The sequence below is a fragment of the Piscinibacterium candidicorallinum genome (assembly GCF_047549485.1).
GTDB classification, from domain to species: Bacteria; Pseudomonadota; Gammaproteobacteria; order Burkholderiales; family Burkholderiaceae_C; genus Piscinibacterium; species Piscinibacterium candidicorallinum.
Genome location: NZ_CP180191.1, coordinates 1,376,390 through 1,400,524, shown reverse-complemented (window position 1 = coordinate 1,400,524; position 24,135 = coordinate 1,376,390). Strand labels below are relative to the sequence as shown.

The following is a 24,135-nucleotide window of genomic DNA, read 5'->3' as shown; positions in this document are numbered from 1 at the left end:
GCACACAGCCCGCGTCCGAAACGCAGGGTTACAAGCTGGTTCCTGATGCAAAACGGCTCCGACCTCGGGGCCGTTATCGTTTCTGCATCCGACCTCATTCCCAGCCTTGCGCATGGTTCTGCCACCGCTACATCGTTTTCCTGCTGCCAGCGCCGCGCTCGCCCTCGTGGTGCTGCTTGCGGCGTGCGGTACCACCGGCCCCAAGCCCACCGTACCGCTGCCCGAAGGCGGCACTCGGGTAGAAACGCCAGCCGAGCGCGCGATCCAACCCGCCGCGGCTGTCGAGCTTCGAGACCTCGTACGAAGCATGAAGTCCCTGCTCAACCTGTCACCCGACATAGCGCGCAGCCAATGGGCACGAAAGCTGCCAGCCACCGACGCGGCGCAGGACCGTCGCTGGCTGGCAATGGCGGCGCAACTGTCGAGCTTCAATGCGCTGTCGCCTACCACGGCCCGCACCGCGATGCAGGCGCAGATCGACGCCAGCAACTTCGCCAAGAAGGCCTTCTACGAGCAGTGGGCCTCCAGCCCCAGCACCCTGCCCACCAAGCCGGGGCTGGACGCGCGCGTGGACACAGCCATCGGCGCCTTCATCAAGGCTCTGGGCGAGGCGCAGGTGGCCCTCAAGCAGCCGGGCAGCCGCGCCGCGCTGGAAGCCATCGCCCAGGCCGAAATGCCCAACCGCACTGCGATGTCTGCGCAGACGCGCAGCATTGCCTTGGCCCCGCTTCTGGCGCTCGCGCAGCCCTGAGTGCATGGCAGTACGCGCCGCGAACTGCGCAGGCTGCTGCCTATAATCAAAGCGCTTGACGAGCCGGCGTCGAGCGAGCTGGATCCCACCCTGCAACCAGCGGCTTTACGTGTGCAGGTGGTGACCTACCGGATGATCCGACGAACGACCTGAAAAGCGCACGGGCTGGGTGCGACGGCGTTCTCACCCGCACGCTTTCTCGATCGAGGCTCCTGGCCCCATGGCTGCCAACATTCTCCAATCGCTTCCGCGCGGCGAACGCGTGGGTATCGCCTTCTCCGGCGGACTGGACACCAGCGCCGCCGTGCTCTGGATGCGCAAGAAGGGCGCCGTGCCCTGCGCCTACACCGCCCACCTGGGCCAGCCCGATGAGACGGATTACGACGACATCCCGCGCCGCGCCAAGCAGTACGGCGCCGAGATCGCCCGCCTGATCGACTGCCGCGCGCAGCTGGTGGCCGAGGGCATTGCCGCCATCCAGACCGGCGCCTTCCACATCACGACCGCCGGGGCCACCTACTTCAACACCACGCCACTGGGCCGCGCCGTGACGGGCACCGCACTGGTGGTGGCCATGCGTGAAGATGGTGTGAACATCTGGGGCGATGGCAGCACCTACAAGGGCAATGACATCGAGCGCTTCTACCGCTACGGGCTGCTGGCCAACCCGGGCCTGCGCATTTACAAGCCCTGGCTGGACGAGACCTTCATCACCGAACTCGGCGGCCGCAAGGAGATGAGCGAGTTCCTCATCGCCAACGGCTTCGACTACAAGATGAGCGTGGAGAAGGCCTACTCCACCGACAGCAACCTGCTCGGTGCCACACACGAGGCCAAGGACCTTGAGTTCCTGAACAAGGGCATCAACATCGTCAACCCGATCATGGGCGTGGCCTTCTGGAAGGACGATGTGGCCGTGAAGGCCGAGACCGTGAGCGTGACGTTCGAGGAAGGCCGCCCTGTGGCCCTGAACGGCCAGCGCTTTGCCGACGAGGTGGCGCTGTTCATGGAAGCCAACGCGATTGGCGGGCGCCACGGATTGGGCATGAGCGACCAGATCGAGAACCGCATCATCGAGGCCAAGAGCCGCGGCGTGTACGAGGCACCGGGCATGGCGCTGCTGCACATTGCCTACGAGCGTCTCGTCACCGGCATCCACAACGAAGACACCATCGAGCAGTACCGCGCGAACGGCCGCAAGCTGGGCAAGCTGCTGTATCACGGTCGCTGGTTCGACCCGCAGGCGCTCATGCTGCGTGAATCCGCCCAGCGCTGGGTAGCCAAGGCTGTGACCGGTACCGTGACGCTCGAGCTGCGCCGAGGAAACGACTACTCGATCCTCGACACCGAGAGCGCCAACCTCACCTACAAGCCCGAGCGCCTGTCGATGGAAAAGGTCGAAGGCGCTTTCACGCCTACCGACCGCATCGGCCAGCTGACCATGCGCCGGCTTGATCTGGATGACACGCGCGACAAGCTCTCGATCTACGTCAAGACTGGCCTGCTCGGCCAGGGCGGCGACGATGGTCTGGGGCTGATCACCGGACCCAAGGACTGAGGCGCGCCGCGCGCCCTGGCGCCGTCAGCCCGCTTGCACAGGCACGGGGTGCTGGGCGCGCAAGCGTTCAGAGATCGAGGCTCGAAAGGCGTCCAGCGCCGCCTGAGCATCGAGCCACTCGATCCGCGCTAGCTCAGCCTCCGAATGAGCAGCCAGACGCAATACCTCGGCCACGCTGCGCAGCACAGTCAGGCGCATCTCAGGGTCACGAGACGCGGCCTGCATGATCGAGGCACGTGCCTGCTGCGCGAGTGGCAGCGCCTCGGCCACACGCCCAAGACGCGCAAGACAGTAAGCATTCAAGCTGATGGCATCGGCAAGTTCTGACGCACCCTGGTCCTGCACATGTGCGATACCTTGCGCGAGGCACTGCTGCGCTTCAGCGAAGCGGCCCTGCGCGAGCAGTGCCTCGCCTTCCGCAATCAGACCGCGACCATGATTCGTCCTCGTACCGAGCACGGCATTGAGCTGCGTGCCGGACACCACGCTCACATGCGCATGCGTGGCCGCGTCGGCTTCCAGCGTCTGCATCCACCAGCGCTCCAAGGCAAAGCGCGCCTGGGCGGCACCCGCGACCAGCAGCAGGCTGCTGCGTACCGCATCATGCTTGGCCGCCGCGTCGATCCCCTGGCGCAGCAAGCTGAAGCAGAGTTCTTCCTCGCCGGCACGTTGCGCCACATGTGCAAGAGCTGCGAATGCGCGCGCTCGCGCGAGTCCGTCCTCGCGGTCCGCTGACGCGAGCGCGAGCGTGGCGTCCGACAAGGCGCCTTCAATGTCACCAGCCATATCGCGCACATTGGCAAGCAGCGCCCGAGCACGGGCCTCATGGCCAGGTGTCAGGGTCAACTGGGCGTGCTCAATGGCTCGCTGGCCCCACTCGATCGCTGCGGCCGTCTCGGGCTGGTAGTAGTGCCAGATGCAGCGCGTCATCAGGACTTCGAAGTGCAATTCGGGCAGGTGCGCAGTATCTGGCAGCAGATCACGCAACAGCTGCATCGCATCCGCAAAGCGCACCGCCGCAATGGCCTCGCGCGCGGCGCTGAGACGCTGTTCAATCGATGTCGGGAGGGATGAGGATGGCGGCTGCATGACGGACAAGGACGGTATAGCGAAGCTAGCAAAGCTTTGTGTGTCAGGCATTCGGGACAGTCCCAAGCACCCGGCGATGGAGTGCTGACAACCCATACGCCGAACCGCCTGCGCGCGACATCTAACGTGTCACAAACCATTCGCACGGGGCACAGGCACTTCGTGCACACCCGCATGCGGCTGAATACGTACGAAGAATGCGACGGGACCGATCAGCTTTGTGCGTGAAGCGTACGCAAAGCTGTGTGGGCCCAATGAGTCCGAAGCCGCCGCGTCGCCAGTCGGAGCGACACCCGAACCAGCGGTGGCGCAGGCCCAGCTGGACGCGCTGAACGCAAGCTCAGCGCAATCCATCCGCAAATACATTGACACTCAGAACCTGAGCGTCGGTGGGCTGCTGGTGGAATTGGACAGCGCCATCTCCAGCGTGACGGTGAGCGGCGACGCGCCGGATCAGGCTGCCAAGGAATAGGTGCTGCCGTCCTGCGGCAACGTGGATGGCGTGGCGCAGGTCAACGAACTCGTGACCGTAGCGGCACCGGCTGATGAATCCAGCTGGCACACCGTGGTGCGCGGCGACATGCTTTCCAGGATCGCGAAAACCGCGTACGGCAACGCCAACAGCTATATGAAGATCCTCGAGGCCAACGAACCCATGCTCAGCCACCCGGACAAGATCTACCCGGGGCAGGTGCTGCGCATTCCAGCCTGATCGCCCGCACGGATTGCGCAGGAGCGGGGTTCAGGTGGCGGCGGCCAGCGCGCGGATCGCCTCTGCATAGCCGGCCACGCCCTTGCCCATCACCACCACCTTCGCCACGGGCGTGATGTAGCTGTGGTGCCGGAAGGGCTCGCGTTGGTGGATGTCACTGATGTGCACCTCTGCCAGCGGGATGCCCGTGCCCTTGATGGCGTCGTGCAGGGCAATGCTTGTGTGGGTGTAGGCGCCAGCATTGAGCACCACGCCCGCCAGCCGCCCGGCCTTCATCAGTTCCCCCGCTTCGTGGATCCAATCGATCAGCACGCCCTCGTGATTGGACTGGCGGCACTCGCAGGCCCAACCCAGTTCGGATGCCGTCGCGCGGCACAGCGCCTCCACATCGGCCAGGGTGGCGGTGCCGTAGATCTGCGGCTCACGCGTGCCAAGCAGATTCAGATTTGGGCCGTTGACGATGAGCAGGAGCGCTTGCATGGGAAATTTGTCCAAAATCAATGTTTTTTAGTCAGCAATAAACTGGCTTTCCGCTTGTCTGGTGCGCGGAAAGCGGCACACCGAGCATTCTTCGGAACACGACCGAAATTGATATATTTTCAATTCGCAGGGCGCTCAGACCACCACCGGCTCCGGCTCAAGCTGCACGCCGAAGCGCCGCTGCACGGTGCCCATGATCTCCTGCGCAAGCGCCAGCACCTCGCCGCCCCGAGCTCCGCCGTGATTCACCAGCACCAGCGCCTGCCGGTCATGCACACCCACGGCACCACGGCGCTGCCCCTTGAAGCCACAGCGATCGATCAACCAGGCAGCCGCCAGCTTCACTGAACCATCCGCCTGCGGGTAGCCGACGATCTCCGCGTGCTCGCCGGACAGACGCGCCCAGGTGGATGCATCCACCACCGGATTCTTGAAGAAACTCCCCGCGTTGCCCAGCACCGCAGGGTCCGGCAGCTTGGCGCGGCGCGTGGCCACGACCACCTCGAAGATGTCGCGAGGTGTCGCATCGACCACGCCACGCTGCGCGAGGCCTCGTGCCACATCGGCATACCCGACCATCGGCACCCAACGCTTGGGCAGCGCAAAGGTGACCGAGACAATCACGAAGCGCCCGGCGGCAGCGCGCTTGAAGACGCTGTCCCGGTAGCCGAAGGCGCAGTCGGCGTGGCTGAACCGTCGCAGCGCACCCGTCTCGATCTCTACCGCCTGCAGGCTGTGAAACCGGCTGGTCAGCTCCAGCCCGTAGGCGCCAATGTTCTGGATCGGCGCGGCGCCTACGCTGCCCGGAATCAGCGCCAGATTCTCAAGGCCCGGCAGCTGCTCGTCGAGCAGGCGCGCCACCGTGGCATGCCAGCCCTCGCCGGCCCCCACGTCCACCAGCCAGGCATCCGCCGTTTCGCCCACGCGCGCAAAGCCCGCAATCTGCGGGGCGAGCACACAGCCTGCGAAGTCGCCGGTGATGACCAGATTGCTGCCCCCGCCGAGCACAAGGCGGCGAGCAGCCTGCGCAAACACAGGCAAGCGCACGGCTTCCTGCACCGAATCGACACTGTCGCAACGGATGAACTGCGCCGCACGCCCAGGCAGGCCGAAGCTGTTCAACGGCTGTAAATCACGGTCTGTGTCGAGGGGAAGCGGCATGGCGTGGCAGTGTAGTTGGCTACACTTTTCGCCTCTCAAATGCGCCCGGCACCGGCCCCCGCGCGCCACACCCACGAAAGTCCGCCATGCCCTCCTTCGATACCGTCTGCAAGCCCAATCTCGTTGAACTGAAGAACGCCGTCGAGCAGACCAACAAGGAGATCGGCACCCGCTTCGACTTCAAGGGCAGCGATTCGCGGGTCGAGCAGGGCGACAAGGCGCTCACCATCTACGCCGACGACGACTTCAAGATCGGTCAGGTGAAGGAAATCCTCGTCGCCAAGCTGGCCAAGCGCCAGGTGGACGTGCGCTACCTCGAGTTCGACAAGCCCGAGAAGATCGGTGGCGACAAGCTCAAGCAGGCCGTGACGGTGCGCGAGGGCGTGCCCAGCGACAAGGGCAAGGAGATCGTGAAGATCATCAAGGACAGCAAGCTCAAGGTGCAGGGCAGCATCCAGGGCGACACGGTGCGCGTGTCCGGCGCCAAGCGCGACGACCTGCAGGCCGCCATTGCCCTGCTCAAGAAGGAAGTGACCGATCTGCCGCTGTCCTTCGAGAACTTCCGCGATTGAGGTGTCCAGCAAGACTCACCCAATCAGGGGAGTGATTTGTCACCAACGCGTGACCGTGCGGTTCGAGCGGTTTATGGTTGTGAAACAATCTGTTCCAGTCGTACTCTTGATTCGCTTCGCAGAGCCTTCGCTCCAGACCCATGGCTGACCAACAGACCTGCTACCTCGAAGAGAAGTACCCCCGGATCATTCAGCAACTCACCCTGCTGTGGAGCCATCCGGAGCTCGAAACCTTCTTCGAGAAGCTTTGGATCGACGACCGCGGCAACCGCCAGGGCTTCCCGCCGGAAGTCATGAGCGAGCTGATGTTCTGCGCCTCCCTGCACCGCGACGCCTACCCCGGCCTGTACATGAAGCTCGATACGGGCTTTGCCAATCGCGCTTCGGATCAATTCTTCGGCCGCCGCAGCTGATTGCAGAGCTAGAAAAAACCAAAGGGCCGCAATTGCGGCCCTTTTTGCATGCGGCTCACCCGCAGATCAGAGTTCGATCACCGCCCAGGCCGAGTGGTTGTGGATCGACTCGAAGTTCTCGGCCTCGATCCGAACCTTCGACAGCCAGGGCTGGGCACGCAGCGCAATCGCGATGTCCCGCACCAGGTCTTCGACGAACTTGGGATTGTCGTAGGCGCGTTCGGTCACAAACTTCTCGTCCGGGCGCTTGAGAAGGCCGTACAGCTCACTGGAGGCCTGCGCTTCCACCAGGCGGATCAGCGCTTCGATGGACGCCCCGCTCTGGGTCTGATCCAGATGCGCCGTGACCACGATGTGGCTGCGCTGGTTGTGTGCGCCGTACTCGCTGATCTCCTTGCTGCAGGGGCACAGACTGGTCACAGGGATCGTGACCTGAACCGTGACCTCGGCCATGTCTGGCCAGGCCGTGCAACGCATCAGCACCTCGTAGTCCAGCAGACTCTGTACGCCGGAGATGGGCGCTGTTTTCTTGATGAAGAGCGGGAACTTGAGTTCGAACTCCGCCTCGCCCGCCTCCAGACGCTCGCACAGAGCCTTGCCCACTGCAGGCGCGTCGGCAAGGCTCCAGGCGGCCGTGTGGCCTTCCAGCATGGCCACGAAGCGTGACATGTGGGTGCCCTTCTTCTCGGCCGGCAAATGCACGGACAACGAAAATTCGGCCACCGTGGGCTGTGGGCCGGTCTCGGCGGCCCAGAGGATCGGGTAGCGCAAACGGCGCACACCCACGCGCTGGATGGCTAGGTGGCGTTCATCACGCGCACCCTGAACATCAGCCAGCATCTGCATGTCGACAGGTTTCATAATGAATCGGAGGAGTGCTTCTGTTCCTGCGTTTTCGGCGACGACTCAGGCCACCCGCAGTTTGTCCTGAGCAGCACCAGGCTGCGCAAGCTGCGCGGCAAAGCGGTCCCGCACGGACTTCTCGATGCCCGCAGCATCCAGCCCGGCAAGGGCGAGAAGCTTGGCGGGATCACCATGGTCGATAAATCGGTCTGGCAGGCCCAGTTGCAAGACCGGGGTGCTCACGCCGTGGCCATGCAGGCACTCCAGTACGGCGCTGCCGGCACCACCCATGAGGCAGCCCTCTTCGACCGTGACGATCGCCGCATGCCGCTTGGCCGTCTCGACAGTCAGCGTGTCGTCCAGCGGCTTGATGAAGCGCATGTCCACGACCGTGGCACCGAGCTTCTCGGCCGCAGCCAGCGCCGGCGTCACCATGCTGCCAAATGCAAGGATGGCCACGCCGCTGCCTTCGCGCCGCACCACGCCCTTGCCCCAGGGCACTTCGGTCAGTGCCTCCTGGATCGCCGTGCCTGGCCCAGTGCCGCGCGGATAGCGCACCGCGGCACTGCCCTTGTGGCGATAAGCCGTGGTCAGCAGCATGCGGCACTCGTTTTCGTCACTGGGCGCAAGCACCGCCACGTTCGGGATGCAGCGCAGGTAGGCAATGTCATAGTTGCCGGCATGTGTTGCGCCATCCGCACCCACCAGACCGGCACGGTCCATCGCAAAGGTGACATCCAGATCCTGCAGAGCCACATCATGGATCAGCTGGTCGTAGCCGCGCTGCAGAAAGGTGGAGTAGATCGCCACCACAGGCTTCTTGCCCTCGCAGGCCAGACCGGCCGCAAAGGTCACGGCGTGCTGCTCGGCGATGCCGACGTCGAAATAGCGCGCTGGGAAGCGCTTCTCGAACTCCACCATGCCGGAGCCCTCGCGCATGGCAGGCGTGATGCCGACCAGGCGCTCGTCCGCCGCAGCCATGTCGCAGAGCCAGTCGCCAAAGATCTGTGTGTAGGCCTTCTTGGGCGGCTGCGCCGGTGCCTCGATGCCCTTGCTCGGGTCGAACTTGCCCGGGCCGTGGTATTTCACCGGATCGGCCTCGGCCAGCTTGTAGCCCTGGCCCTTCCTGGTCACCACGTGCAGGAATTGCGGGTGGCCGGTTTCCTCGGAAAGCTTCTTGATGTTCTCCAGCGTTGGAATCAGCGAATCCAGATCGTGCCCATCGATCGGGCCGATGTAGTTGAAGCCGAACTCCTCGAAGATCGTGGCGGGCACCACCATGCCCTTGGCGTGACCCTCAAGCCGCTTGGCCAGCTCGAATAGCGGCGGCACATGCTCCAGCACTTTCTTCGCCTGCGCCTTGGCTGTGGTGTAGAAGCGGCCGCTCATGAGGCGGGCCAGGTAGCGGTTGAGCGCGCCCACGGCAGGGCTGATGCTCATGTCGTTGTCGTTGAGGATGACGGTCAGGTGGATGTTGTCCGTCACGCCGACGTTGTTCATCGCCTCGAAGGCCATGCCGCCCGTCATTGCACTGTCGCCGATCACGGCCAGCGCATGGCGCTTGGAGCCCTGCAGCTTGGCCGCCACCGCCATGCCCAGCGCAGCGGAAATCGAGGTGCTGGAGTGCGCGGTGCCAAAGGCGTCGTATTCGCTCTCGAAGCGGCGCGGAAAGCCGGAGATGCCGCCGAACTGCCGCAGCGTCGGCATCTGGTCACGCCGGCCCGTCAGGATCTTGTGCGGATACGTCTGATGGCCGACGTCCCAGACGATGCGATCGTCCGGCGTGTTGAACACCGTGTGCAGCGCGATGGTGAGCTCGACCGTGCCCAGGTTGGAGGACAGATGACCCCCGGTCTTGGAGACGGAGTCCAGCACGAAGGCGCGCAGTTCGTCGGCCAGTACCTTGAGCTGATCGCGCGACAGCGCTCGCAGCTGGGCCGGGGAATCGATGGTTTTGAGGAGCGAGTAGTCCATGTCGTTCTTCTTCGCGAGGTGCGTGATTCGTGCGCGGTTGGTCGACGAAAACGTCAGTGCGAGCGTCGCACGATGAGATCGGCCAGCGCGGCGAGTGCGTCCAGTCCGCCAGCGCCATCGCGCGGGCCGAGGCTGTCCAGATGGGCGTGGGCCTGCAGACGCAGCGCTTCCGCCCTGCGGCGCGCGTCGTCCAGACCAAGCAGCGACACATAGGTGGCCTTACCCTGCTCAGCATCCTTGCCGGCGGTCTTGCCGAGCGTGGCGGAATCCGCGGTGGCGTCCAACACGTCATCGGCGATCTGGAAGGCCAGACCCACGGTGCGTGCGAACTGCTCAAGCGCTTCGTGCTGGGCGCGGGGCAAGCGCATTGCCACGGCCGGCATCATGACGCTGGCCACCAGCAGTGCGCCGGTCTTCATGCGGTGCAGCTGTTCGACCTCCGGCAAGGCGAGCGCCTTGTCTTCACTCGCCAGGTCTATCGCCTGTCCGCCACACATGCCCTGGCTGCCGGATGCGTGCGCGAGCAGACGGATCACGGCAAGGCCATCGGACGTCGGCTGTGCGGCGCAGGCCTGCGCCAGCACCTCAAAAGCGCTGGACTGCAGGGCATCACCCACGAGCACGGCCTGCGCCTCTCCAAACTGCTTCCACACCGTGGGCTTGCCGCGGCGCAGCTCGTCGTTGTCCATCGCCGGCAGATCGTCGTGCACCAGCGAATAGGCGTGGATGAGTTCGATCGCAACTGCCATGGCGTCCGCCAGCGGCGCCGGGCATCGGGCGAACTCGGCGCTTGCGGCCACAAGCAGTGCACGCACGCGCTTGCCGCCGCCCATGACGGCGTAGCGCATGGCCTCGTGGAGGTGATGCGGCACGGTGTCGGCCTGCGGCAGGGCTGCATCGAGGGCCGACTCGGCCCGACCAAGCGCGGCCTGCGACCACGCGGCGAAGTCGAAGGCCGTACCGCGCCGTGCGCTGAGCTCGGGATCGGCGAATGCCTGCGCGCCGTTCAACGCCGCGACTCCAGCTTCAAGGGCTGCTCGTTGCCCTGTGCATCGATGAGCTTGAGTTGATCTTCAACGATCTGCAGCTGTTCCTGGCAGAAGCGCTCCAGGCGCTTGCCACGCTCGTAGGCGGCGAGACTCTCCGCAAGGCTCATCGAACCGGCTTCCATGTCGCTGACCAGCCGGGTCAGCTCGGCCATGGCGGCTTCGAATGTCTCGGGCAGGGGCGCTTCGGGCGAAGGGCTGACTGGCACGGATACGCCCTGGGGCGTTGCTTTGGGTGGCATAGGGGCTTGATTTTAGTCAGGCAACCCGAACATGTGGCGTCGTAAATGCGCGCAAACCCTTGTTTCTGCAAGGATTTTGAGCAGAGTGTCGGTTTTCCCTGAATGGACCCGACGGGTACACTCCTGCTCCCCTTCAGGAGTCTGAACCACCCAGGAATTTTGTCCACGTTCAAGGAGCCCGCACGTCATCATGTCCGACATCTCCACCGCGCGCAAACTGCTGCCTGCGAATAGCCAGCTTCCGGTCGATGTGTATTTCGACCAGGCGACCTATGAAAAGGAGATGCGACTCATCTTTCATGACTTGCCGCGCTACGTGGGTCATGAGCTTGCCGTGCCCAACGTGGGTGACTTCTACGCCCTGCCCCAGGAAGCCGAGGGGCGCATCCTGGTGCGCAACGGGCAAGGCATCGAACTGCTCTCAAACGTCTGCCGGCATCGCCAGGCGGTCATGCTCAATGGCCGCGGCAATACGCAGAACATCGTCTGCCCGCTTCACCGCTGGACCTACGACATGCAGGGCCAGTTGCTGGGTGCACCGCACTTCGAGCAGCAGCCCTGCCTGAACCTGAACAAGTACGGTCTGCAGCGCTGGAACGGCCTGCTGTTCGAAGGCGGTGCCAGCAAGGTGGGCGAGGATCTCAAGCATCTCGGTCCCTTGTCGGAGTTCAACTTCGACGGCTACGTGCTCGACCATGTCGAAGTGCATGAGTGCAACTACAACTGGAAGACCTTCATCGAGGTCTATCTGGAGGACTACCACGTCGGCCCGTTCCACCCGGGGCTCGGGCAGTTCGTGAGCTGCGACGACCTGCGCTGGGAGTTCGGCAGCAAGTACTCCGTGCAGACCGTGGGCGTGAACGACGCGCTCGCCACGGCCGGTTCGCCCACCTACAAGAAGTGGCACGAGCAGCTCATGCGCTTCCGCGAAGGCAAGCCGCCCGCGCATGGTGCGATCTGGCTGACCTACTACCCCACGCTGATGCTGGAGTGGTACCCGCACGTGCTGACCGTATCGGCGCTCTATCCCAAGGGACCGAACAAGACCGTCAATGTGGTCGAGTTCTACTACCCCGAGGAAATCGCCCTGTTCGAGCGCGAGTTCTGCGATGCGCAGCGAGCGGCCTACATGGAGACCTGTGCCGAGGACGACGAGATCGCCGAGCGCATGGACGCCGGCCGCAAGGCGTTGATGGAGCGCGGCGTCAATGAAGTCGGCCCCTACCAGAGCCCGATGGAAGACGGCATGCAGCACTTCCATGAGTGGTATCGCCGGGTCATGCAGCAACCGGCCGCCTGAGGGCGATCGGGGTTCACTCGAACGGGGAGGCCGCGGCCTCCCCGTTTTTCATCTGGCACAAGGCAGCTCGATGCGGGGAACAAGACCGGTTTCATCGCACTTTTCATGCGCTGCCTGGCAAACCCTGAAGCGCACACTCAGTGCATGAACCCGAAATCCGAGATCAAGACGCCGGACAGCACGGCCCCGCCGACGCGCGAGATGCCTCCGCCGGCCTCCATGGCCGCGCCGATCCGCCTGGACACCGAGACCCTGGAGACGCTGCGCAACAGCAAGCTGTTCAAGGGCATCGACCTGCCGCAGTTCGCGAAGGTCGTGGCCATGGGCCAAGTGCACAAGCTGGGCTTTGGCGACCGCGTGATCGAGCCGGGCGAGCCCAACCGGCGCATCTTTGTCGTGCTGGAGGGACAACTGGGCGTGTTTCTGGACCACGCCATGCAGAACAACGTGGCGCGCCTCGCGCCCGGGCAGGTCGTGGGCGAGCACGCCATCCTGTCGGATGAAAGCGGCTCGGTCTATGTCGCTGCGCAGTGGCCGGCCCTGGTCATGAGCTTCGAGGCGAACGCATTCCGTGAATTCATGGCAGGCGCGCCGGTCATCGCGCTCAACCTGATCGAACTGCTCTCGGAGCGTCTGCGTGCGAGCAACCAGTGGCGGATGAAGGCCGACATGGGCGAGGCGCACGCCGAGTTTCAGGCGACCCACGACCCGCTGACCGGCCTGCACAACCGGCGTTGGATGCAGGAGGCCTTCGAGCGCGAGATCAACCGACACCGCATCGACGGCACACCCATCACGCTGCTCTCGGTGGACGTGGACCATCTGCAGAAGATCAACGAGTCCGCCGGCCGCAGTGCCGCGGACAACGTGCTCAAGCACGTGGCCGACACGATCAAGCAGGTGCTGCGCCCCAGCGACATCGCCGCCCGCGAGAGCGGTGACCGCTTTGCCGTGCTGCTGCCGGGCGCTTCAATGAGCGCAGCCGTTCAGGTGGCCGAACGGCTGCGCAAGGCAGTGAACCAGCGTCAGGTGCATCTGGGCGGACGCATGGCAACGAGCACCAGCGTCTCTATCGGCTGTGCCGAGGACGCGACGCTTGCACTGGATGCGCTGGGTGAACTTGCCCTTGAACGCATGAAGCAGGCCAAGGCGCAGGGCCGCAACCGGGTCGAGCCCGCGCCTTCGCATCTGCACTGAATTTGGCTGAAATCAGACTATTTTGTCAGATTCAAATTCGGCTTTCCGCATACTCATAGCCACTCTCCGGCAATCTGAGCATGCGTGAAATGCTGGCCGATTTTGTAACTATCTAGAGATGCGCAGAATCTCGCCGTTGGCTGCGTCGGTCAGCAGGTAGACCCAGCCGTCCGGGCCCTGGCGCACATCGCGGATGCGCTTGCCGATCTTGGCGTTGTTGAACAGCACCTCTCCGCAGTTCTGCGCCGGCTGGCCGCCGCGCACGGTGCAGCGGATCGCGCCAGCCTGATCAATGTCCACGCGCCAGAGCGTGCCGCCGTACTGCATGCCGCCCACAAGCGCCTTGTTGCGCCACTCTGGAATGCCGTTGCCCGAGTAGATCAGCATGCCGCTGGGCGCGGTGGATGTTGGCGTCCAGGTGGTCACCGGCTCCACGTAGGTCGGCGCGTGCGTGCCGCCACCGATCCAGCAGGCCTCGCCCTGGGTCGCTCCGTACTCACAGCCGTAGCTGCGGATCGGCCAGCCGTAGTTGGCGCCGCGCGTGATGCGATTGACTTCGTCACCGCCCTGCGGCCCGTGCTCGTTGATCCAGAGATCACCGGTTGTGGGGTGAATCGCCGCGCCCTGGGGGTTGCGAATGCCCAGCGCCCAGATGGCCGCCTGCGCGCCGCTCTGGCCGGTGAACGGATTGTCCGCGGGTGCGGTTCCGTCGGTGTTGATGCGTGCGATCTTTCCGTTGCCGCGACTCAAGTCCTGCGAGAAGCCGCGCTGGTCGCCGTTCTGTCTGTCGCCCATCATCACGAACAGCTTGCCGTCCGGCGCGAACAGGATGCGCCCGCCAAAGTGGCCACTGGACCCGCTGACCTTGGGCGTCTGGCGGTAGATGACCTGCACGCCGGATAGCGCCAGCGTGGTCTCGTTCAATGTCGCGGTGGCCACGGCCAAGCCATTGGCACCGCTGCCATCGCGCTCTGCATAGCTCCAGTAGATGCGCTGGCTCGTGGCGTAGTCCGGCGCCAGCGCAACATCCAGCAGACCACCCTGCCCCACACTGTCCACTGAGGGCACACCGGTGATGGCGGCCGAACGCGAGCCATTGGACTGCACGATACGCATCGTGCCGCCCTTCTCCGTCACCAGAAAGCGCCCGCCGGGCAGGAAAGCCAGGCCCCATGGGTTCACCAACCCGGATGCCACCGAAGTGATCTGCAGCGGACCCGACGAAGACGGTGGCGGCGGGGGCGGAGGAGGTGGCGCCGGCGCAGGGGGGGGTGGCGCAGGCGGAGGCGGCGGGGGTGCCGGCGTTGCAGCCTGCGGTGATGCGGATCCGCCTCCGCAGGCAGACAGACCCGCCACGGCCATTGAGCCGAGCGAGACAGCTAGCGCGACATGCAGGAAGCGACGCGAAGGATGGGGCATAACGACCTCAATCAGGCTACTCACAATCGCGCCAGTCTATGGACGGGTAAGCCGACCTGCTGTAACCGCGTGCAACGGTTGTTCAGCGGTCACTCGCACTCGCGCTGGACGATCAGGGTTGTCCCGTAGAGGACGGCGTGATGGCCAACCGTTCGGCCTAGAGGGCCTGCGCAAGCGGTGTGGCGCGCAGGGTAGCCAGTTGTGCGCTCAGTTGACGCAGCTGCGGGTGCTGATCGGCCAGCACCGTGGCATCGAGCAGCGGCGACAGCGTCACTGCGTTTGGGTCCACCGCCAGTACGTAGGTGAGCTCGCGCTCCTCGCTCGCTTCGACGCGACGCACCCAACCCAACTTCTCGAGCGCATCCAGCGCGCTCTGCGCGTCCTCGCGGGGCATGTCGGCCCGGGTCGCGATCCCCTCGAAGTCAAGGGCATAGGGCGCTTCGCCACGCGCAGCCTGCAGCAGTCTGACTGCAGCAAGGCAATCCGCCAGCCGGTCGCCCACCCTGGCTTCGCGCTTGCACTCGATGACCCCCCACTCCGGCGCCAGCGCAGTAATCACGGCGCCGCCCAGCGTGATGAGCCAGCACACATAGATCCAGAGCAGAAAGATTGGCACCACCGACAAGGCGCCGTAGAGCTGGCGGAAGTTGGCGTAGGTGCTCAGGTAGCTCGCAAAGCCACGCTTGACCAGCTCGAAGCAGATCGCTGCGAGCAAGGCGCCGATCAGTGCATGCTTCCAGCGCACGGTGGCGTGCGGCACGGTCTTGTAGACGATCGCCCAGCCCAGTGCAGCCAGCAGCACGGGTACCAGCAGCAGCGTGAAGTTGGTGAACCAGGACAGCGCCTTGATACCCGACACCTGTGCCGCCGCAAGGCCCGTCAGATACAGGCTGAAGCCCAGCAGCACAGGCCCGAGGGTCAGCGCACCCCACCAGCTCAGCAGCCGCGTGGCCCAGCTGCCCTTGCGCCGCTGAGTGCGCCAGATCTTGTTGAGCGCGTTCTCGATCGTGACCAGCACCAGCAGCGCGGACACGAACAGGAACAGCAGGCCGAACACCGTCAGACTGCGCGCCTTCTGCGCCACGCCGTTGAAGAAGCCGATGATCGGGTCGCTCACGGTGGGCGGCATCAGGGACTCGATGAAGTACTCCTGCAAGGCCTCACGCAGCGCGGCAAATAGAGGGAAGGCCGTGAAGATGGCCAGCGTGACCGCGGCCAGCGGCACCAGCGCCAGCAGCGTGGAAAAGGTGAGACTGGCCGCGGCGGTCGGCAGCTCTTCCTCGCGCATGCGCTGCAGCACGCGCCGGCCGTATTCCACGGCGTGACGACCCGCGGCAAACCAGGTCAGCGGGTTCAATGTCCTCTCGCTCATGCCGCCTATGATAGGTGCCATGTCTGCAAGCAGCGCCCACGAGATCCTGGTCCTCTACTACTCACGCAACGGCCATGTACGCACCCTGGCCGAACACATCGCCGACGGCATTGAGCGCGTGCCTGGTGCCCGAGCCCGCCTGCGGACGGTGCCACCGGTCTCACCCGTCACGGAAGTGGCCGCACCGCCCGTGCCCACGAGCGGCAGCCCTTACTGCGAGCTGAAGGATCTGGAGGAGTGCATCGGACTGGCGCTGGGCTCACCCACCCGCTTCGGCAACATGGCAGCGCCCATGAAGCACTTTCTGGACGGCACCGTGGCGCAGTGGCTGTCCGGCGCACTGATCGGCAAGCCAGCCTGTGTCTTCACCAGCACGGGCAGCCTGCACGGCGGGCAGGAGAGCACGCTGCTGTCCATGATGCTGCCGCTGATGCACCACGGCATGGTCATGGTCGGCATTCCCTACAGCGAGACCGATCTGCTCGCCACCGCAGGCGGTGGTACGCCCTACGGCGCGAGCACGGTGGCGGGCGTGGACAACACCCGTGCCGTGTCGACTGAACAGGCACGGCTGGCCGTGGCCCTGGGCAAGCGGCTTGCCCAGACCGCCCTCAAGCTCCAACGCCCTCTCTGAACCTTCGCATGAACACGCCTGCCTCCCGCCCTGGCTTCATCCGCAGCCTGCCTCACTTCGTGGCGCTGCTTGGTCTGGCCCATCTGATCGCCATCTCGGTGCTGTGGGAGCTGGTGCTCGACCCGCACCAGAACACTGCGATTGCCTGGATATATGCCTCGCTCAAGACCATCCCGCTGCTGCTGATGCTGCCTGGCGTGATGCGCGGCAGCGTCTACACCATGCAGTGGGCCAGCATGTTCATCCTGCTCTACATGGCCGAAGGGTGCGTGCGCGGCATGACCAGTACCGGCCCGTCGCAATTGCTGGGGTGGGCTGCGTTCACCTTTGCCTGGGCGACCTTCTTCGGACTGATCCTGCATGTCCGACCGTTCAAGAAGGCGGCCAAGGCTGCGAAGGCCGAGCAACCCCCCGCCAATGGTTGAGCCTGTGGATGCGGCAGCCGTGCTTGCCGCGCTGGCAGAGATTGCCGGCACGGCCAACGTGATCACGGGCACCGATGCCGCCCCCTATCTGACGGACTGGCGCAAGCGCTTCTCGGGTGCGGCACTGGCCGTCGTGCGCCCCGCAAGCACCGAGGAAGTCGCCCGGGTGGTGCGCTTGGCCGCGCTTCATGGCCTGGCCGTCGTGCCCCAAGGCGGCAATACTGGCCTATGCGGTGGCGCAACGCCCGATGCGGGTCGCCGGAACATCGTGCTGTCCACCAGCCGCCTGAACCGTGTGCGCAGCGTTGATGCCCTGAACAACACCATGATCCTGGAAGCTGGCGTGCCGCTGGCACGCGCCCAGGAGGCAGCACGTGAAGCCGGGCGCCTGTTCCCCCTTTCGCTTGCGGCCGAGGGCAGCGCCACGATCGGCGGCAACCTGTCCACCAACGCCGGCGGCACCCAGGTGCTGCGCTACGGTAACGCGCGAGATCTGTGCCTCGGGCTGGAAGTGGTCACAGCCGAGGGCGAGATCTGGAGCGGGCTGAATGCCCTGCGCAAGAACAACACGGGCTACGACCTGCGCGATCTGTTCATCGGCGCAGAAGGCACGCTGGGTGTCATCACTGCTGCCTGCGTCAAGCTCTTTCCGCTGCCGCAAAGCACGGGCACCGCGATGGTCGCTCTACGCAGCGTCGAAGACGCGCTCGCCCTGCTCGACCTGGCACAGCACCACGCCGCCAGCACACTCACCGGCTTCGAGCTGTTCAGCGACTTCTGTCTGAGCCTGGTCGAAAAGCACTTTTCCGACCATCGCTCGCCCTTTGCAGCACGTCACGATTGGCATGTGCTCATCGAGATCAGCAATCACCAGGCGGCCGAAGCGACCAGCACCCTGCTTGAGCATCTGCTGGAGCGCGCGCTTGCCTCTGGCCTGATCGAAGACGCCGTCATCGCACACAGCGGCACACAGGCTGCCGAGCTTTGGGAGCTGCGCGAACACATCAGCGAAGCGCAGGCGGCCGAGGGCAAGAACATCAAGCACGACATCTCGGTGCCGATCTCGCGCATCGCCGAGTTCGTCCGCGAGACGGATGCGCTGGTGGCGCGACGCTTCCCGGGAGTGCGCATGGTGACCTTCGGCCATTTGGGTGATGGCAACCTGCACTACAACGTCTCGGCGCCAGGCTTTGGCGCGGTGCAGGACGACGGCAGTTTCATCGCCATGCAGCCTGCGGTGTACGAGACCGTGCACGATCAGGTGCATCGCTTCGGCGGCAGCATTTCGGCCGAGCACGGCATCGGCCAGCTCAAGCGTGAGGAACTGTTGCGGTACAAAAGCCCGGTCGAGCTGACGATGATGCGCGCAATCAAGCGCGCACTGGATCCACACAACCGGATGAATCCCGGCAAGATCCTCGGCTGATACATCTCGAGAAGACGAATCATCCCCTTGTGCGGGTTGACTTGACCAGGGTGGCGCAGGTTCTGACCAGCTGTAACGACCACGCTGTGCTGACCGCTCACCCGTTGTGCAGACGTCTGACGAATCTTGCAAACAGGGTAGTGACGCCGCGCGCCATCGCCGCCCAAAATGCACCGCGCAGCAATAACACCATCGGCCTGCAGGCACTGGGCTTGCAACACGCCAACGACGCATCGCGCTTCGGGAGGGCGCATGAAAACAAATCTGCAACTGATTGCCGGAGGCCTCTCACTCTTGGGTGCGCTGGCCTCTTCACCGGCGCACGCAGCGCTCACGCGCTGCGAAGACGGCGCAGGCAAGGTGACCTACGTGCAGGGCGAGTGCCCCACCGGCCTGAAGGCGGTGCGGGAGGTCAACACCAGCCCCGCGGCCAGCACCGACGAGCAACGCGCTGCGCAGCAGCGCGCGGCCGCTGAAGCACGCTCTGCAAATCAGCTGCAGGCCCAAAGAGAAAGGAAGCAACGCGCCGACGCGGCCGAGCAGCGCAAGGCTCAGCAGGCGGCAGCGCATCGCAGCAAGCACTGCGCCAAGCTCAAGCTGCACGCGCAGCGCACATCTGAACAGGCAGCCAAAGCCACGCCCGCCAAGCAGGACGCCGCAAGACGCCGCGCGCAACGCGCTGCCGACGACTACGCGGCGGCGTGCCCGGCAGCACGTTGAACACGCCGCAGCCGGTACAAAATGTGCCGGAAAAGAACAGGTGCATTCATCCAGGGAGGATCACACACCATGCACATTCTCGGACTCGGCCTGCACGTTGTCGTGGCCATCTTCTTCGCGATTCACGCTGTCAAGACGGGCCGCAACACCTACTGGCTCTTCATCCTGTTTGCCTTCCCGCTGCTCGGCTCGATCGTCTACTTCTTTGCCGAGTACATGGGCGACATGCGCAACAACCCGGCCGCGCGCAAGGCCTACCGCGCCATGGAGAAGGTGCTCGACCCGGACCGCGAGCTGCGCGACGCGACGCGTGAATATGAAATCTCGCCCTCGGTGCAGAACCGCATGCGCCTGGCCACAGCGGAGCTCAACAAGGGCCACGCCGCTGCGGCGCGCGACCATTACCGCGCCTGCCTCAATGGCCCATTGGCCGATGACCCGGATCTGCTCATGGGTCTGGCCCGCGCCGAGGTGGAAACCAGCGAGGGCGAGGCTGCGCTGCGCAGCCTGGACGCGCTCATCAAGGCCCGGCCGGACTGGCATCCGGACAGCGTCGCCCTGCTCAAGGCCCGCGCCTGCGCGCTGTCACGCTCGCAGCCAGAAACGCTCGCAGCATTCGAGGCGGCCGCCCAGCTCGGCAGCGGTCTGGAGGCCAAGGCTCGCTTCATTGAGTGGCTGGTGAGCGTCGGTCAGCTGGATGCCGCGCGCCGTATTCAGGCAGAGATCGACCAGAGCACCAAGCACTGGCCCGGCCACGCCCGCGAGCTGAACGCACCGTGGTTCAAGCTTGCGCGCCAGGCACTGGCCGGCGCGGATGCGGCACGCTGAGCACACAGCGCATGTCATTTATGGCCGAAAAAGAATCTTTTCCATAGAGCTAAATCCGGCTTTCCGCTTGTCTGATGCGCGGAAAACCAAACTCAATCGATCTAGCTTTTCCATCCGGAAATGAATTATTTCACACCGAACCGTGTCACGCCGCCAGCCGCTGCGTCACTCTCGGCAGGGGCAGCGCGCGCAGCTCCTCGTCGCTGAGCTTGCCCAGCGTACGCGGGTCCGACAGGGTGCGGCGCCAGACCCGCGCGCCGCTCAGGCCCTGGAACAGCCCGAGCGTGTGGCGTGTGATGGCAAACGGGTGGGTGCCCTCGGCCGCACGACGCCCAATGATGTAGTCCATCAAGCGGCCCCAGGTCTCGATGCGGGCCACGAGGGACGTGTCCAGCGCGCCGGACCGAAGCGCGTCCTCATCCGCTCCATCAGCCGCGTCGCTATCCGGTGCATCCATCGCCTGCGGCGCGAAGAGCGCGTTGTCCATCTCCCGTAGCACCCAGGGGTTGTGATAGGCCTCGCGGCCGATCATCACGCCGTCCAGTGCGGGCAGACCGTCCTGGGCCAGCGTCGCGCCCTGCACATCGCCCACCGTCTTCAGCCCGCCGTTGAGCACGAGGGTCAGCTGCGGGAAGTCCTGCTTCAAACGCCTTGCAAAGTCATAGCGCAGCGGCGGAATCTCGCGGTTCTCCTTGGGGCTGAGGCCCTTGAGCCAGGCATTGCGCGCGTGCACGATGAACACGTTGCAGCCGCCCTCGGCCACCGTGCCCACGAAGTCGCGCACAAAGTCGTAGCTCTCGGCCTTGTCGATGCCGATGCGATGCTTGACCGTCACGGGGACGCTCACCGCATCCACCATGGCCTTCACGCAGTCACGCACCAGCTGTGGCTCGGCCATCAGGCAGGCGCCGAACGCACCACGCTGCACGCGCTCGCTCGGGCAGCCGCAATTCAGGTTGATCTCGTCATAGCCCCACTGGGCGCCCAGCCGAGCGCACTGCGCCAGATCGGCCGGCTCGCTGCCACCCAGCTGCAGCGCCACCGGATGCTCGCTGGCATTGAAATCCAGATGGCGCGGCACGTCGCCATGCAGCAGCGCGCCGGTGGTCACCATCTCGGTGTACAGGCGTGCGTTGGGCGAGATCAGGCGATGGAAGGCGCGGCAGTGTCGGTCCGTCCAGTCCATCATCGGGGCGACAGTGAGGCGCCAGGGCGACGGCGCGGGGTGCAAAGACTCAGACATGCCGCCATTTTCGCCGATGCGCGCAAAGGCCACGGCTGCAGATGACGTAACTCAAAGTGCACGCGTTCCGCACTGCATATCGTTGATGCAGGAGACATCAACATGCAAAGCTACAAGGACATCGACGCATCAATCGATGCACTCATCGCCACCATCGGCCTGGACCTGCGCGTGGCCCTGCCCCTGGGCATCGGCAAGCCCAATGCCTGGGTCAACGCCTTGTATCGGCGCGCCAAGCAGAATCCAGCGCTCAAGCTGAAGATCTTCACGGCCCTGTCATTGAACAAGCCGGCCGGCAAAAGCAGCCTGGAAAAGCGCTTTCTCTCGCCCTTTGTGGAGCGCGTGTTCGGTGACTATCCCAACCTGGACTACAGCCTGGATGCTCAGGCCGGCAAGCTGCCGCCCAACGTGGAAGTGCACGAGTTCTTCTTCAAGACGGCTGAGTACGTGCACAACGCCCCCATGCAGCGGGCCTTCGTCTACACCAACTACACCTTCGTGGTGCGCGACATGCTCGCCAACGGCATCAATGTGCTGGCTCAGGCCGTGGCGCAGCAAGACACTGCCAGCGGGCCACGCTATTCCCTGTCCTGCAATCCGGATCTCACGCTCGATGCGCTCGATGTCTTCAACGGCGGCGGCCAGGGGACGCAAAGGCAGCGGCTGTTCTTCGTCGGCTGCATCAACCATGCCCTGCCCTTCATGCCGAACGACGCTGACATCGGCCCCGAGCGCTTCGACATGATCGTGGATACCCCCGCCTGCTCGCACCACCTGTTCGCGCCGCCCAACATGAAGGTGGACGACCAGGACTACGCCATCTCCTTCTGGACCAGCAGCCTGGTGAAGGACGGCGGCACGGTGCAGGTGGGCATCGGCTCGCTGGGCGATGGCATTGCCCACGCACTCATCCTGCGCGACCGGGACAACCGAACCTATCGGGACCTCCTGGCCGCCCTGCCCGGCCAGGCCTCCGCAGCACCCGAAACCGCGCCCTTCAGGACGGGGCTGTTTGCCTGCAGCGAGATGTTCGTGGGCGGCCTGCTGGAGCTGCTCGAGGCCGGCCTGATCCGCCGCGAGGTCTTTGATGACGTCCATCTGCAGAGCCTGCTGCATCATGGGCGCATCGGCACCGTGCCCGACGAAGCGATGATTGCTGCCCTGTTCGAGGACGGCGTGATCGACAGCCCGCTCACCGCACGCAATCTGCAGTGGCTCAAGTACTGGGGCGTGTTTCATCCTGCGGTGGGGCTGGACGCGGGCGGACTCGTCATCGAGCGCATGGACGCACAAGGGCAGGAACACACGTTGCGCATCCCCGCCCTGCCCGCAGACCCGCAGGCCCGCTCCGACATGGCCCGCTACGCGTTGGGCAGCCACCTGCGCCACGGCCACGTGCTGCAGGCCGGCTTCTTCCTCGGCCCGGAGCACTTCTACGAGCGCCTGCGCACCATGCCCAAGCCGATGCTCGACAAGATCAACATGTCGCGCATCTCCTACATCAACGGCATGCAGGGCACAGGCCACTACAGCCATGCGCTGGCCGGCCTGCAGCGCAAGGACGCACGCTTCATCAACACCTGCATGATGGTCACGCTGCTGGGCGCGGCGGTGAGCGATGCGCTGGAAGACGGCCAGTTCATCAGCGGCGTGGGCGGGCAATACAACTTTGTCGCGCAAGGCCACGCGCTGGCCGACGCGCGCTCCATCCTCATGCTGCGCTCATGGCGCACCGACAAGGGCAAGCCCGTGTCCAACATCGTCTGGAACTACCCGCACACCACCATCCCGCGCCACCTGCGCGACATCTTCGTCACCGAATACGGCGTGGCCGATCTGCGCGGCGCCACAGATGAGCAGTGCGTGCAGCGGCTGCTGGCCATCACCGACAGCCGCTTCCAGGGCGAACTCATGGCCCGCGCCAAGGCCGCGGGCAAGCTGGAGGCGAGCTATCAGATTCCCGAGGCGCAGCGCCAGAACCTGCCCGAAGTCCTCAAGACCCGCCTCGCGCCCTTCCATGCCGAAGGCCTGCTGCCCGACTTCCCCTTCGGAACCGACTTCACCGAGGCCGAACTCACCGCGGCCCGCGCCCTGCAGAAGCTCAAGGCGCAGCTGTCCGAACCCGCGCAACTGGCCCGCGCCTTTGTACGTGGCATGGGCGCGAGTGAGGTGGAACGGGAGCCGCGGCTGCGCGCGGCGGTGGAGCGGATGGGGCTGATGCGGGGCGATCTGCCGCTGGCGGATCGGGTGGCGCGGACTTTATTTGTGGGGAATCTGGGCTAGGCAAAACCCACTTGCCTGCGCAAACCCGATGATCTTCGCGTGACGAAGAAGCCTGCGATTAGCCATGAGGCGGAGCAAACCATCGGAGCACGCTTGGTCCGAACTTGCGAAGCAGCGGAAAAAGAAGCAATGGAATAAGCATTAGAGCCAGCGCACGCCATAACGGGATCGCATGCGAATGGCGAAGGTAGTCGGCCCACATCTGACCCTCGCTTGGAGTGTGAGTCGAGTAAGCCATACCTTGGCACTGCACAGGTGCTTTCGCCCGGGCGCACCGGTCAAGAATTACTTCTTCCGTGCACCAAAATCCGCTGTCCGTGCAATCGAGCGCTTCGCGCAGACACGTCGCCCGCGTGTCTGCCAACAACTTGAACCAACTCGTCCCATGCCGAACAAGACAGTCCTGAAATGCCAACTGGTTCTTTCGGAAAGCGAGATCAACGTTCG

The 24,135-nt window shown here is 64.8% G+C and carries 24 protein-coding genes; 14 read left to right on the top strand and 10 right to left on the bottom strand.

From position 1 onward, the window contains the following. Nucleotides 1–112: 112 nt before the first annotated feature. A complete protein-coding gene (locus ACMDW7_RS06280) occupies nucleotides 113–751 on the top strand; it encodes a hypothetical protein (RefSeq protein WP_377302291.1) in 639 nt (212 codons plus the stop codon). Nucleotides 752–971: 220 nt separating this feature from the next. Then, nucleotides 972–2,309 (top strand): argininosuccinate synthase, encoded by a 1,338-nt coding sequence (gene argG, locus ACMDW7_RS06275; protein WP_377302293.1) that lies wholly within the window; start codon nucleotides 972–974, stop codon nucleotides 2,307–2,309. A 24-nt stretch (nucleotides 2,310–2,333) separates the two neighbouring features. On the opposite strand, the gene ACMDW7_RS06270 is transcribed toward argG, so the two are convergent. Continuing rightward, entirely contained in the window at nucleotides 2,334–3,449 is a 1,116-nt protein-coding gene (locus tag ACMDW7_RS06270) for a hypothetical protein (RefSeq protein ID WP_377302295.1), read from the bottom strand. A gap of 169 nt (nucleotides 3,450–3,618) precedes the next feature. Here ACMDW7_RS06270 and ACMDW7_RS06265 point away from each other — a divergent pair, with 169 nt between their 5' ends. Beyond that, nucleotides 3,619–3,870, top strand: coding sequence for a hypothetical protein (locus ACMDW7_RS06265; protein ID WP_377302296.1), 252 nt, complete (start codon nucleotides 3,619–3,621; stop codon nucleotides 3,868–3,870). Next, nucleotides 3,871–4,110, top strand: coding sequence for a LysM peptidoglycan-binding domain-containing protein (locus ACMDW7_RS06260; protein WP_377302298.1), 240 nt, complete (start codon nucleotides 3,871–3,873; stop codon nucleotides 4,108–4,110). 30 nt (nucleotides 4,111–4,140) lie between these two features. On the opposite strand, the gene aroQ is transcribed toward ACMDW7_RS06260, so the two are convergent. Next, the gene (gene aroQ, locus ACMDW7_RS06255; protein WP_377302300.1) at nucleotides 4,141–4,590 is read right to left on the bottom strand and encodes a type II 3-dehydroquinate dehydratase; all 450 of its coding nucleotides are present in this window, start codon (nucleotides 4,588–4,590) and stop codon (nucleotides 4,141–4,143) included. A gap of 135 nt (nucleotides 4,591–4,725) precedes the next feature. Then, a complete protein-coding gene (murB, locus tag ACMDW7_RS06250) occupies nucleotides 4,726–5,751 on the bottom strand; it encodes a UDP-N-acetylmuramate dehydrogenase (RefSeq protein ID WP_377302302.1) in 1,026 nt (341 codons plus the stop codon). An 86-nt stretch (nucleotides 5,752–5,837) separates the two neighbouring features. Here murB and ACMDW7_RS06245 point away from each other — a divergent pair, with 86 nt between their 5' ends. Both ACMDW7_RS06245 and ACMDW7_RS06240 read left to right on the top strand, forming a co-directional pair. Further along, complete coding sequence (locus ACMDW7_RS06245) at nucleotides 5,838–6,323, top strand: YajQ family cyclic di-GMP-binding protein (RefSeq protein WP_377302304.1); 486 nt, start codon at nucleotides 5,838–5,840, stop codon at nucleotides 6,321–6,323. A 140-nt stretch (nucleotides 6,324–6,463) separates the two neighbouring features. Next, nucleotides 6,464–6,736: a hypothetical protein gene (locus ACMDW7_RS06240; protein WP_377302306.1), complete on the top strand. Its 273-nt coding sequence runs from the start codon at nucleotides 6,464–6,466 to the stop codon at nucleotides 6,734–6,736. A gap of 66 nt (nucleotides 6,737–6,802) precedes the next feature. On the opposite strand, the gene folE2 is transcribed toward ACMDW7_RS06240, so the two are convergent. The 4 genes from folE2 to xseB are packed head-to-tail and all read right to left on the bottom strand — an operon-like array spanning nucleotide 6,803 to nucleotide 10,841. Beyond that, nucleotides 6,803–7,597 carry a GTP cyclohydrolase FolE2 gene (gene folE2, locus ACMDW7_RS06235; RefSeq protein ID WP_377302308.1) on the bottom strand — a complete coding sequence of 265 codons (795 nt, stop codon included), beginning with the start codon at nucleotides 7,595–7,597 and terminating at the stop codon, nucleotides 6,803–6,805. A gap of 45 nt (nucleotides 7,598–7,642) precedes the next feature. Further along, nucleotides 7,643–9,553, bottom strand: coding sequence for a 1-deoxy-D-xylulose-5-phosphate synthase (gene dxs, locus ACMDW7_RS06230; protein ID WP_377302310.1), 1,911 nt, complete (start codon nucleotides 9,551–9,553; stop codon nucleotides 7,643–7,645). A gap of 53 nt (nucleotides 9,554–9,606) precedes the next feature. Beyond that, nucleotides 9,607–10,563 carry a polyprenyl synthetase family protein gene (locus ACMDW7_RS06225; protein ID WP_377302312.1) on the bottom strand — a complete coding sequence of 319 codons (957 nt, stop codon included), beginning with the start codon at nucleotides 10,561–10,563 and terminating at the stop codon, nucleotides 9,607–9,609. Further along, nucleotides 10,560–10,841 carry an exodeoxyribonuclease VII small subunit gene (gene xseB / locus ACMDW7_RS06220; RefSeq protein ID WP_377302314.1) on the bottom strand — a complete coding sequence of 94 codons (282 nt, stop codon included), beginning with the start codon at nucleotides 10,839–10,841 and terminating at the stop codon, nucleotides 10,560–10,562. Before xseB ends, ACMDW7_RS06225 begins: the two co-directional genes overlap by 4 nt. 190 nt (nucleotides 10,842–11,031) lie before the next feature. On the opposite strand from xseB, the gene ACMDW7_RS06215 reads away from it, so the two are divergent. Together ACMDW7_RS06215 and ACMDW7_RS06210 are read left to right on the top strand one after the other, a co-directional pair. Further along, on the top strand, nucleotides 11,032–12,141 hold the full coding sequence (locus ACMDW7_RS06215; RefSeq protein WP_377302316.1) for an aromatic ring-hydroxylating oxygenase subunit alpha: 1,110 nt from the start codon (nucleotides 11,032–11,034) through the stop codon (nucleotides 12,139–12,141). A 144-nt stretch (nucleotides 12,142–12,285) separates the two neighbouring features. Then, nucleotides 12,286–13,338, top strand: a complete 1,053-nt coding sequence (locus ACMDW7_RS06210) for a GGDEF domain-containing protein (RefSeq protein WP_377302318.1) — start codon at nucleotides 12,286–12,288, stop codon at nucleotides 13,336–13,338. 108 nt (nucleotides 13,339–13,446) lie between these two features. On the opposite strand, the gene ACMDW7_RS06205 is transcribed toward ACMDW7_RS06210, so the two are convergent. Together ACMDW7_RS06205 and ACMDW7_RS06200 are read right to left on the bottom strand one after the other, a co-directional pair. Next, nucleotides 13,447–14,520 carry a PQQ-dependent sugar dehydrogenase gene (locus ACMDW7_RS06205; RefSeq protein WP_377302320.1) on the bottom strand — a complete coding sequence of 358 codons (1,074 nt, stop codon included), beginning with the start codon at nucleotides 14,518–14,520 and terminating at the stop codon, nucleotides 13,447–13,449. A gap of 394 nt (nucleotides 14,521–14,914) precedes the next feature. Beyond that, the gene (locus tag ACMDW7_RS06200; protein ID WP_377302322.1) at nucleotides 14,915–16,129 is read right to left on the bottom strand and encodes a YihY family inner membrane protein; all 1,215 of its coding nucleotides are present in this window, start codon (nucleotides 16,127–16,129) and stop codon (nucleotides 14,915–14,917) included. 19 nt (nucleotides 16,130–16,148) lie between these two features. Here ACMDW7_RS06200 and wrbA point away from each other — a divergent pair, with 19 nt between their 5' ends. The 5 genes from wrbA to ACMDW7_RS06175 all read left to right on the top strand — a co-directional run bounded on the left by wrbA (nucleotide 16,149) and on the right by ACMDW7_RS06175 (nucleotide 20,162). Continuing rightward, on the top strand, nucleotides 16,149–16,763 hold the full coding sequence (wrbA, locus tag ACMDW7_RS06195) for an NAD(P)H:quinone oxidoreductase (RefSeq protein ID WP_377302324.1): 615 nt from the start codon (nucleotides 16,149–16,151) through the stop codon (nucleotides 16,761–16,763). Between the two features lie 8 nt (nucleotides 16,764–16,771). After that, nucleotides 16,772–17,188 (top strand): DUF2069 domain-containing protein, encoded by a 417-nt coding sequence (locus ACMDW7_RS06190; protein ID WP_377302325.1) that lies wholly within the window; start codon nucleotides 16,772–16,774, stop codon nucleotides 17,186–17,188. Next, complete coding sequence (locus tag ACMDW7_RS06185; protein WP_377302327.1) at nucleotides 17,181–18,614, top strand: FAD-binding oxidoreductase; 1,434 nt, start codon at nucleotides 17,181–17,183, stop codon at nucleotides 18,612–18,614. Before ACMDW7_RS06190 ends, ACMDW7_RS06185 begins: the two co-directional genes overlap by 8 nt. A 252-nt stretch (nucleotides 18,615–18,866) precedes the next feature. Then, nucleotides 18,867–19,334, top strand: a complete 468-nt coding sequence (locus tag ACMDW7_RS06180; protein ID WP_377302329.1) for a DUF4124 domain-containing protein — start codon at nucleotides 18,867–18,869, stop codon at nucleotides 19,332–19,334. 69 nt (nucleotides 19,335–19,403) lie between these two features. Next, entirely contained in the window at nucleotides 19,404–20,162 is a 759-nt protein-coding gene (locus ACMDW7_RS06175; RefSeq protein WP_377302331.1) for a hypothetical protein, read from the top strand. Between the two features lie 145 nt (nucleotides 20,163–20,307). Here ACMDW7_RS06175 and dusA read toward each other — a convergent pair whose 3' ends face one another. Further along, on the bottom strand, nucleotides 20,308–21,405 hold the full coding sequence (gene dusA / locus ACMDW7_RS06170) for a tRNA dihydrouridine(20/20a) synthase DusA (protein ID WP_377302333.1): 1,098 nt from the start codon (nucleotides 21,403–21,405) through the stop codon (nucleotides 20,308–20,310). Between the two features lie 102 nt (nucleotides 21,406–21,507). Here dusA and ACMDW7_RS06165 point away from each other — a divergent pair, with 102 nt between their 5' ends. Beyond that, nucleotides 21,508–23,688, top strand: a complete 2,181-nt coding sequence (locus ACMDW7_RS06165) for an acetyl-CoA hydrolase/transferase C-terminal domain-containing protein (RefSeq protein ID WP_377302335.1) — start codon at nucleotides 21,508–21,510, stop codon at nucleotides 23,686–23,688. Nucleotides 23,689–24,135: the final 447 nt, after the last annotated feature.

Excerpts from the sequence above, each read along its gene's own strand:
- ACMDW7_RS06280 (WP_377302291.1), top strand. The coding sequence starts at position 113 with ATGGTTCTGCCACCGCTACATCGTTTTCCTGCTGCCAGCGCCGCGCTC.
- argG (WP_377302293.1), top strand. The coding sequence starts at position 972 with ATGGCTGCCAACATTCTCCAATCGCTTCCGCGCGGCGAACGCGTGGGT.
- ACMDW7_RS06270 (WP_377302295.1), bottom strand. The coding sequence starts at position 3,449 with ATGCCTGACACACAAAGCTTTGCTAGCTTCGCTATACCGTCCTTGTCC.
- aroQ (WP_377302300.1), bottom strand. The coding sequence starts at position 4,590 with ATGCAAGCGCTCCTGCTCATCGTCAACGGCCCAAATCTGAATCTGCTT.
- murB (WP_377302302.1), bottom strand. The coding sequence starts at position 5,751 with ATGCCGCTTCCCCTCGACACAGACCGTGATTTACAGCCGTTGAACAGC.
- ACMDW7_RS06245 (WP_377302304.1), top strand. The coding sequence starts at position 5,838 with ATGCCCTCCTTCGATACCGTCTGCAAGCCCAATCTCGTTGAACTGAAG.
- ACMDW7_RS06240 (WP_377302306.1), top strand. The coding sequence starts at position 6,464 with ATGGCTGACCAACAGACCTGCTACCTCGAAGAGAAGTACCCCCGGATC.
- folE2 (WP_377302308.1), bottom strand. The coding sequence starts at position 7,597 with ATGAAACCTGTCGACATGCAGATGCTGGCTGATGTTCAGGGTGCGCGT.
- dxs (WP_377302310.1), bottom strand. The coding sequence starts at position 9,553 with ATGGACTACTCGCTCCTCAAAACCATCGATTCCCCGGCCCAGCTGCGA.
- xseB (WP_377302314.1), bottom strand. The coding sequence starts at position 10,841 with ATGCCACCCAAAGCAACGCCCCAGGGCGTATCCGTGCCAGTCAGCCCT.
- ACMDW7_RS06215 (WP_377302316.1), top strand. The coding sequence starts at position 11,032 with ATGTCCGACATCTCCACCGCGCGCAAACTGCTGCCTGCGAATAGCCAG.
- ACMDW7_RS06210 (WP_377302318.1), top strand. The coding sequence starts at position 12,286 with ATGAACCCGAAATCCGAGATCAAGACGCCGGACAGCACGGCCCCGCCG.
- ACMDW7_RS06200 (WP_377302322.1), bottom strand. The coding sequence starts at position 16,129 with ATGAGCGAGAGGACATTGAACCCGCTGACCTGGTTTGCCGCGGGTCGT.
- wrbA (WP_377302324.1), top strand. The coding sequence starts at position 16,149 with ATGTCTGCAAGCAGCGCCCACGAGATCCTGGTCCTCTACTACTCACGC.
- ACMDW7_RS06190 (WP_377302325.1), top strand. The coding sequence starts at position 16,772 with ATGAACACGCCTGCCTCCCGCCCTGGCTTCATCCGCAGCCTGCCTCAC.
- ACMDW7_RS06185 (WP_377302327.1), top strand. The coding sequence starts at position 17,181 with ATGGTTGAGCCTGTGGATGCGGCAGCCGTGCTTGCCGCGCTGGCAGAG.
- ACMDW7_RS06180 (WP_377302329.1), top strand. The coding sequence starts at position 18,867 with ATGAAAACAAATCTGCAACTGATTGCCGGAGGCCTCTCACTCTTGGGT.
- ACMDW7_RS06175 (WP_377302331.1), top strand. The coding sequence starts at position 19,404 with ATGCACATTCTCGGACTCGGCCTGCACGTTGTCGTGGCCATCTTCTTC.
- dusA (WP_377302333.1), bottom strand. The coding sequence starts at position 21,405 with ATGTCTGAGTCTTTGCACCCCGCGCCGTCGCCCTGGCGCCTCACTGTC.
- ACMDW7_RS06165 (WP_377302335.1), top strand. The coding sequence starts at position 21,508 with ATGCAAAGCTACAAGGACATCGACGCATCAATCGATGCACTCATCGCC.